Consider the following 8,251-nt stretch of genomic DNA (forward strand, 5'->3'; position numbering starts at 1 on the left):
GCCCTTGGCCGTAAGGTCGGGCGTCGTCGGCTTGGCGTGATCGAGGCCGACCACGGCACCGCGCGCCGCACCCGAGATCATGTTGTTGCTGACCAGTGCCGTGCCGGCGCCGGGCATCACCGACACGCCGATCCCGACAAACGCATTGCGCACCACATTGCCTGTAATGGCGACATCGCGCAGATAGCGGCCCCAGCCGGCGATGATGCCGAAGGCCGGCGCATTCTCCACCACATTGCCGCTCACCGTCGCGTCTGCTTCCACATAGATGCCGACACCGGCATCGTCATCCGGGATCGTGCCGGATGGCCGCTTGGGAAGGAGGTTGCGGATGATGTTGCCCTGCACGACGGCGATGCGGCCGCCTTCGTTGAAGTTGCAGACGGAGACGCCAAAGGCCGCGCCGTCCACCGTGTTGTTGGCGATCACGGCGCCTTCGAAGGCGAATTCCGAATACAGCGCGACCTCGCGCACCTGGGAGACGCTGTTGCCGGTGATGTGGATGTTCGATGCCGAATTGCCGCGCACCGCCGAGTAATCGCAATTCCTGATGCGGTTGCCGGACACGATGACATTGCCGGCGCGAAACGCGTTGATGGCATTGCCATACTGGCCGGAGCCGCCGGGGCCCGCCTTGATGTCCTCGATGCGGTTGTCGATCACCTGCGTGCCGTCATCGCCGAGCGCGCTGCGCAGGATCTCGATGCCGTTGCTGCGCGTGTTGCTGATGGTGTTCTGCGCGACCAGCAGGCCGGTGCCGTCGAAGGAGACGATGGCGGTGGTCGCGATGTCGTTGAAGGCATTGCCACGGATCGCGCCGGCGCATCGTTCGAGCCAGATGCCGGCATGGCCGCTCTTGACGATGGTGCAATCGTCGACGCGCATCTCGTTGCTCTGCGTGAACTGCACCAGTCCACGACGCGGCGGCAGCGTCGCGTAATTGCCGTCCAGCGTGATGCCGTTGAGGCTGACATGGTCCGCGCCGTCACCCGATAGCAGAGGTCCGCCGCCGAGCGAGGTGAGTATGGTGGCGCCGCGAATGCCGACCAGTTGCGTGCCGCGCGACAGCCGGAGCGGGCCGGTGCGATAATTGCCGGGCGGCAGCACCAGCGGCGCCTGCAGGCGCGTGGCATCATCGATGGCGCGTTGCAGGATGCGGGTCTGGTCGTCCTGGATGTTGGAGCGCACGCCATATTGCGTGGCATCGCGCCCGAGTGCGGAGGGCAGCGGCGCGGCTTCGGCGCGCGATGCGATCAGCACGCCGGCGGCGCCGAGCGCGGAGACATTCAGGAGATTGCGGCGGTCGGTGATCATGGCGCATGTCCGATGCGGAGGAACGGCGTCCGATCAACATAGGCGATTGCTGTAATGGCGGCGGCTTTGCCGTGGCACAGGGTTAATAACAATTCTGCCGTCCTGATTCCCTCAACAGCGCGCTTTCGTATTCTGTCGGGAACGCATGCCGCCCTTGCGCGAACGCATCCACATGATCGCCCGGGTTGCCTCATTTTGTCCTTTCATCGCCTGAATAGTTTCCGCCGCCATCACATGCGCGCTGCAAGAAAATACGGGAGCGGATTCTTATGGTCATCAAACAGTCCGGGATTCGGCTTGGCCTTGTGCTGATGTGTCTGGGCAGCCTGCCTGCCTACGCACAGGAATCGGACGGCGCACGCTCATCCGGTGCCGAAGCGAAAGTCAGTTCCGCCGATGCATGCAAATTGCTGACGGAAGCCGATCTGCAGGCGCTGTTTCCCGGCCGGCCGGTGGCGAGCAAGGGGCCGACGCTGAGCCCCCTCGCGAAGGGTCCGCAGTATAACGAAAGCTGCATGTATACGGTGAAGCTGCCCAGTCCGACATCGAAGTTGGATCAGACCAAATTCGCCACCGTCAACATCATCGCCTGGGGTGGCGAGGTCGATGGGCCGCGCGGCACGGCTGCGAGTTTTGCATCGATCCGGTCGATGCGTGAGAAAGTCAATGCGGATCCGAAGATCAACCGCAAGACAGAGCCGCTTCCCGGCGTCGGCGATGAAGCCTTTCTGGAGACGTCGCAATTCACGCTCACCGCGCGCATCCGCAAGGGCGATCTGATCTTCGTCGTCAGTCTCGACACCTATTCACCGCAGACCCAGCCCAATCTCGTTGCGCTCGCGACGCAGGCGGCCAGTCGCTGGAAGCCCGGCGAGGGCATGGTGGATGCGCAGACGCCGATTGCGACCAATAGCAGTATCGATATTCCGAAGGATGAGCGGAAGTCGTCGGCCGCATCGGTGGATGACTGGCCCGACGCATGTGCCCTGCTGTCGTCGCAGGACGTCCGCACCGTGTTCGGCGACATGAAGATCGATCCGCCGCACCAGACCATGGGAAAGCTCACGCATGAATCGCGCATCGATCGCGTGGAAGTGTTGCCGAAGCCGATCCGCTGCAACTATGTGACGAACCGCACTGACATGGTGAACGGCCAGAAGCGCTTCGCCAGCTACAGCGTCACCATGAGCGTCTCCAACGTGGCGGCCACTGAGGAGCTGTCGAAGAAGTATTACAGGATCGCGCGCAATACGGGCGACGGCAGCAAGGACGTTCCCGGCCTCGGTGACGAGGCCAGCATCAGCTTCAATAATTCGGTCGTCATCCGCAAGGGACGTCTGGTCGTCGAAGTGCGCGTCAGCGGCGGCGATCGGGACAAGGAATTGCACGACGACGGGACACGGCGCGTCAACGAACTGGCCAGGATGGTGTCCGCGAAACTGCCATGATCACTTGGCGATGTCCGCTTCCGGTGAAGCGGACATCGATGCTCTCCGTGCACGATAATTTGCGTCCGATCACGCGATCGGCGGCGACCGGTTTGTGGTCGCTGATCGCAATCAACAGCGCGATGTAGCTGAGCATGCGCGCGGAATTGATCTGGTCCGTGTCGTAGGCAGAACCAGCAAGCTGGACACACGACGCTCCGCTCCTGTGCCCGACCCTGACGTCCGCGATCTCCCCGAGATTGTTCTTATTTTGTTCTTTACTTGAGGTTGCGTCTTCGGTAGCCTCTTTTCGTCCTGCTCCAGTGAAGGGTGATCGCGATCGTCACGATTGCGGAACAGGATGCGGTGAGGCGCCAAGGGATGAGGCGTCGCGCGGTTCAAACGTGATGGCTGCCTGAGGGCGAGCCGGATCTGCGCCAGACCTGCCACTGGCATGGAGATGGTTTGCCTTCGGATGGTCAGAGCCGATGGACCGCACGACGGACGACCGCATCCGGCGGCGCACGGTTCTCTGCCTGAGGCTCCCTGGCCTCCCGCCAATGGCCAGTAATGATAGGTGATGGGGTCGGTCACCACGGCACAGTGCAGGCAGCTCTAACCGACAAGACATCGCGTGCGGAACGCCGGGTTGTTTCCGGTGAATCCGAAAGTCCTGATGCTCCTTATTCGCGGAGTACCGCGCATGGCATCAGGCGCCAAGGGTGCATCGGGCACCCGGCGTTCCGCGCGCCCTCTTCAAGTAGGGGGCAGGGAATGCGCAAAACTCGGGCGCAGACGCGTCGCGAGGAGGTGAGGGGTTGGCTGTTTGACAAGTCGCTCAGGAGGCGCCGTGCGGGCCGGGATTCTCCCGCCCTCAAGCCGCGGAACGGGGAGGGAGATGAGAAACGCGCTTACCCGCGCCCCCTCAGCAGCAGTTGAAAATCCTTCTGCTCCTGCGCGTCGCGTTCGTTCTTCTCGGGGCATTCACCGGCTTCTGCCTGGCACGGCCGGATCTCGTAGTCATTGTCGAGCACGCGGCGTGGTGTCGGCTGGCCGCCCTTGCTTTCCACATCGGTGACAAGACCGCTCTCGGATGCCAGCTTCCAGACATCGGCTTCGGTGGGATAGGTCTTGCTCAGTTTGGCATCGTCGCAAAAAAGTGCGTAGGGCATCGGATCGCTCCGGAATCTGACGGTTCAATAACGCTCATCGCGGCACCGGGTTCTCGCCGCGGGCCGCAGGGCAGTTCAACGGGCATTGCAAATCTGCGCGGCCGCCAGCGGCAGTACGCGCGGGCGTTCAGCTCACCACTTTGTGAGACGTGAACAGGCGGCCTTTCTCCGCCACCAGCACCACCGCCAGAGCGATGAGCGTGCAGGCGAACAGGCCGGTCGTGAACGGCAACAGCGTGCCGTCATAGTGCTGGCCGATGAACGCGCCGATGGCGATGCCAAGCAGCGTGGTCAGCGTGCCGTAAAGTGAGGAGGCGGTGCCGGCGATATGGCCTTGCGGCTCCATCGCCAGCGCGGTGAAATTCGAGAACATCAGGCCGAAGGCAAACATCATCAGCATCGACAGCGCGATGAACAGCGGCAGCGGCAGGAAGCCGGCCACCGCGGCGAGCAGCATCAAGGCGCCAATCACCACAAAGCCGACCAGCGCGGCATGCGATAGCGCGCGCATGCCGAAACGATGCACGACGCGGGCATTGAAGAAGCCGGCAATGGCGATGCCGAAGGCGATGGAGGCGAAAGCCAGCGGGAAATAGGAACCGAGATGGAAGATCTCTGTGAAGACCTGCTGCGAGGTGAAGACGAAGGCGAACAGCGCGCCCTGCAGCACGCCGGCGGCAATGCCGTAACCAAGCGTCAGCCGATGGCTGATGGTCTGGTGATAGGCGAACAGCACATCGCGAATGGCCAGCGAACGCCGCCGGGCGACCGGCAGCGTCTCCGGCAGGCGCCAGGCGCTCCAGATCAGCGCCAGCAGGCCGTAAACGACGAGCACCACGAAGATGCCGCGCCATTCGGTGAGCAGCATCAGGGCCTGGCCGAAGGACGGCGCAACCACTGGCACCGAGATGAACACCATCATCGCCAGCGACATCACGCCGGCCATGCGGCCGCCGGAATAGCAGTCGCGCACGATGGAGACGGCAATCACGCGGGTCGCCGCGGTGCCGATGCCCTGCAGCAGGCGGGCGAGCAGCAATGTCTCGAAGGAGGGCGCGAGCAATGCCAGCACGCTCGCGACGCAATAGACGGCCATGCCGGCGAGCAGGATCGGCCGACGGCCATAGCGGTCCGACAGCGGGCCGATGGCGAATTGGGCCGCGCCAAAACCGAGCAGGAAGACCGACAGCACCGTCTGCAGGTGATTGCCATCGGCAATCTTGAAGGCCGCGCCGAGATGCGGCAGCGCCGGCAGCATGATGTCCATGGCAAGCGGATTCAGCGCCATGATCGCGGCGATCATGGCGACGAATTCCGCAAAACGCATGGGGAGGTGCGCGGGCGAAGACGTCACCGGCGCGTCGGCATTGATGTCAGTCACGAAACAAATATTCCATCGGGAGATGGGCGCCATTTGATCGCGGATGCTGCGCTGCACAAGGCGGGTTTGGGCATGGCTGCATCGCGCAAAACCCGATGACGGCGGTATCCGACCGCCATCTGCTCAGGAAACAGGCGTTTCTTGCCGATGCAGGGCTGGGTGGCGTCGTTGCGTGCGGGCAAGACGGATCGTTTCCAGCAGGATGGCTTCGCCGGCATCAGCGAGCTCGTCCGCGCTCATGCGCCGGGAAGTCGTGTCGGTGGCCGTGAGCGGCACATGGACGAAGGAGGCGAACATCGGGCCACCTTCGGCGCGCGCGGCCTCGATGGCGCGCCAGGACAGGTAATTGCACAGATAGCGCCCGGCATCGCGCGAGGCGCGGACATCAACGCCGGTGAGACGGGCGGCCTGAAGCAACCGCGCGGTATGCGGCCCGAACATCTGGGCATCGGCGCCGGGAACGATGAACCCGCGACGCACCGGTGTGCCGTCGGCATCGGGCCACAACATCGAGACGGCATTGCGCGCCCGCGTCTCGATGCGGATGTAAGGCGTGCGCGCCGCGAGCCCGAAGCACAGCAGGGCATTGGGGCGATGGCGTGCGATCAGTTCGGGAAGCTCGCGATCGACGGTCGCATACGTGACGTCGAAAATATGCGGGATGCGAGTGACACCGGCGAAGGCGGGGCGCCGGAGCGTCGCGAGCTTCTGCACCAGCGGCATCGTCGGATTGATAGGCGCGCCGGGAAAGGGGCCGAAGCCGGTGATGAGGATGCGTGGTGCCTCGCTCATCGACGGGTCCTCAATCCTTCAACAGATCCACGATGGCCTCCGCCGCAACGGCCGGAGTCATCTTGCCATCCGCCACATCGCGCTCGGCTTGCTTGACCTTGCTGCGAATGACGGGGTCACTGCGCAGCCGCGCCTTCAGGCGATCCTCCAGCATGGTCCACATCCATTTCACCTGCTGGTCGCGCCGTCGCGCCGCGAAATCGCCGGATGCATTCATCGCCGTGCGATGGGCAACGACCTTTTCCCACAGTTCGGCGATGCCGGTCTTGGCCAGTGCCGAGTAAGTGACGACAGGCGGATGCCAGTGCTCCGAGCGCGGTGCGAGGATATGCAGCGCGCCGCGATAATCGCCGGCGGTGATATTGGCCCGCTTGAGATTGTCGCCATCGGCCTTGTTGATGGCGATCATGTCGGCAAGTTCGATCAGGCCTTTCTTGATGCCCTGCAATTCGTCGCCGCCACCGGGCAGCATCAAGGCGAGGAAGAAGTCGGTCATGTCGCAGACCGCGGTTTCCGACTGGCCGATACCGACGGTCTCCACCAGCACCACGTCGAAGCCGGCAGCTTCGCACAACAGCATCGCCTCGCGCGTCTTCGCGGCGACACCGCCCAGCGTGCCGGACGACGGCGAGGGCCGAATGAACGCATCGGGATGCGCGGACAGGTCATTCATCCGCGTCTTGTCACCAAGGATCGAACCACCGGTGCGCGCCGAGGACGGGTCCACCGCCAGCACCGCGATCTTGTGGCCCTGTTCGATCAGATACATGCCGAGCACGTCGATGGTCGTCGACTTGCCGACGCCGGGCGAGCCGGTGATGCCGAGGCGAAAGGCCTCGCCGGTGGCGGGCAGCAATTGCTGTACAAGCTCGCGCGCCGCGGCCTGATGGTCCGCGCGGCGGCTCTCCACCAGCGTGATCGCCCGCGCCAGCGCGGCGCGGGAGCCGGCGCGCAGGTCACGCGCAAGAGCGTCGATATCGATGGGTTTTGCGCTCGTCACTTCGGTTTGTCACCGCTCTCGGGCGGCCTCGTGCCACCGAAAATCGCCGTGCCTTCGGCCGAGAGATAAGGCTTCAGCGTCTCCCATGGTACGAAGGCCGTGTAGTCGCCCTCGGCATAGGAGCCGACCGCATAGGGCGGATAAAGGAAAGTGAGGCCTGAACTCTTCCCCGCGGCTGTCGATGGCGTGAGCGCGATGGCGCCGATCTTGAGCAGCGTTGGCTCAAGCGCATCGACGAGGCTCATATCGGGATTGTCGTTGTCGCGCTTCTTCTTCTCGACCTTGAGATCGGCGACGACAGCATTGCGGATCGCGGTCATGGCCGGCCCGCCATCAGCAAGTTCGGTGAAAAATGGCCGGATGCTGATCATCTTGCCGGCCTGCCTGTCCCAGAGCAGCGTATCGCTGCCGTGATTGGGATGCGCGCCGCCCGTATAGCTGAACTCGCTGCGGATGACGCTGGCATAACGGCTGGCAATCAAAGCTTCCTGCGTATAGCCACGCTCCGCGCTCCACGGCCGGTTACGGATATCCGCCGGCACGTCGGTCATGTCCTTGCGCTGCTCGACCAGCTCCTTGAGCGTCTTCGACGCCCAACTCTTGCCGGCCGCGGTGAGATATTTCAGCAGCGGCGCATCCGCCTTGATCGCATCGTCGAAGGAGACCGTGACGTCGGTGTATTTGGTCTTGAGCGCGATGTCGGGCGTCTGATCGGCGGCGATAGAGGGCGTGCAGGACAGGGCCAACAACAGTGCGCCGGAGAGCAAGGAAGATGGGAGGAGGTTCATTCGCGAATCTGACTTTCAACAAAGGCCTTGAGCGGAGGAATGTGATCTCGGATGACAGTCCAGACGATGTCCGTCTCGGTGTACTGATACGCGTGGCGGAGCCGATTGGCGAAATCAACCATCTGCCGCCAATTGATGTCAGGCGCTTCCATTTTGACGTGCTCTGGCAGATGCCGTGCCGCCTCGCAGACAATTTCCAGCAAGCGTTCGCTGATCAGGCGTAAGCCTCGATCGGCTGCAAATCGATCTGCGTCCGTGTCGTGCAGGAAGGTCTCGAGCTCCAGAATGGCATTGCGAATGTCATTCAAACGATCTTCAACCGAGGGCGGCATCAAAACACCTCAATCAGATCGTCGGCCATGCGCTCCCGGATACGC

General features: G+C 63.3%; 8 protein-coding genes. 1 reads left to right on the forward strand and 7 read right to left on the reverse strand.

Annotation, left to right across the window (positions count from 1 at the left end):
• A partial coding sequence (locus ACIQ17_RS27490) for a TIGR03808 family TAT-translocated repetitive protein (protein WP_398472526.1) occupies window positions 1-1,314 on the reverse strand: 1,314 nt, incomplete at its 3' end.
• A gap of 269 nt (window positions 1,315-1,583) precedes the next feature.
• Between ACIQ17_RS27490 and ACIQ17_RS27495 the strand changes: the two genes are divergently transcribed.
• Complete coding sequence (locus tag ACIQ17_RS27495) at window positions 1,584-2,762, forward strand: hypothetical protein (protein ID WP_398472527.1); 1,179 nt, start codon at window positions 1,584-1,586, stop codon at window positions 2,760-2,762.
• An 890-nt stretch (window positions 2,763-3,652) separates the two neighbouring features.
• Here ACIQ17_RS27495 and ACIQ17_RS27500 read toward each other — a convergent pair.
• From ACIQ17_RS27500 to ACIQ17_RS27525, 6 genes are all read right to left on the reverse strand, one after another.
• The gene (locus ACIQ17_RS27500) at window positions 3,653-3,913 is read right to left on the reverse strand and encodes a hypothetical protein (protein WP_398472529.1); all 261 of its coding nucleotides are present in this window, start codon (window positions 3,911-3,913) and stop codon (window positions 3,653-3,655) included.
• Between the two features lie 127 nt (window positions 3,914-4,040).
• Window positions 4,041-5,294, reverse strand: coding sequence for a multidrug effflux MFS transporter (locus ACIQ17_RS27505; RefSeq protein ID WP_398472531.1), 1,254 nt, complete (start codon window positions 5,292-5,294; stop codon window positions 4,041-4,043).
• 123 nt (window positions 5,295-5,417) lie between these two features.
• Window positions 5,418-6,086, reverse strand: coding sequence for a pyroglutamyl-peptidase I (locus tag ACIQ17_RS27510; RefSeq protein WP_398472532.1), 669 nt, complete (start codon window positions 6,084-6,086; stop codon window positions 5,418-5,420).
• Window positions 6,087-6,096: 10 nt separating this feature from the next.
• A complete protein-coding gene (meaB, locus tag ACIQ17_RS27515) occupies window positions 6,097-7,086 on the reverse strand; it encodes a methylmalonyl Co-A mutase-associated GTPase MeaB (RefSeq protein ID WP_398472534.1) in 990 nt (329 codons plus the stop codon).
• Window positions 7,083-7,874: a DUF3298 domain-containing protein gene (locus ACIQ17_RS27520; RefSeq protein ID WP_398472535.1), complete on the reverse strand. Its 792-nt coding sequence runs from the start codon at window positions 7,872-7,874 to the stop codon at window positions 7,083-7,085. The genes meaB and ACIQ17_RS27520 overlap by 4 nt, the downstream gene beginning before the upstream one ends.
• Window positions 7,871-8,206 (reverse strand): DUF86 domain-containing protein, encoded by a 336-nt coding sequence (locus ACIQ17_RS27525; RefSeq protein WP_398472536.1) that lies wholly within the window; start codon window positions 8,204-8,206, stop codon window positions 7,871-7,873. The genes ACIQ17_RS27520 and ACIQ17_RS27525 overlap by 4 nt, the downstream gene beginning before the upstream one ends.
• Window positions 8,207-8,251: the final 45 nt, after the last annotated feature.

This window comes from Tardiphaga sp., from assembly GCF_044340795.1.
In the GTDB taxonomy this organism is placed as follows: domain Bacteria; phylum Pseudomonadota; class Alphaproteobacteria; order Rhizobiales; family Xanthobacteraceae; genus Tardiphaga.

Bases quoted from the DNA above. Each gene is read 5' to 3' on its own strand.
- ACIQ17_RS27510 (WP_398472532.1), bottom strand. From the start codon at position 6,086: ATGAGCGAGGCACCACGCATCCTCATCACCGGCTTCGGCCCCTTTCCC.
- ACIQ17_RS27495 (WP_398472527.1), top strand. From the start codon at position 1,584: ATGGTCATCAAACAGTCCGGGATTCGGCTTGGCCTTGTGCTGATGTGT.
- ACIQ17_RS27500 (WP_398472529.1), bottom strand. From the start codon at position 3,913: ATGCCCTACGCACTTTTTTGCGACGATGCCAAACTGAGCAAGACCTAT.
- ACIQ17_RS27525 (WP_398472536.1), bottom strand. From the start codon at position 8,206: ATGCCGCCCTCGGTTGAAGATCGTTTGAATGACATTCGCAATGCCATT.
- ACIQ17_RS27520 (WP_398472535.1), bottom strand. From the start codon at position 7,874: ATGAACCTCCTCCCATCTTCCTTGCTCTCCGGCGCACTGTTGTTGGCC.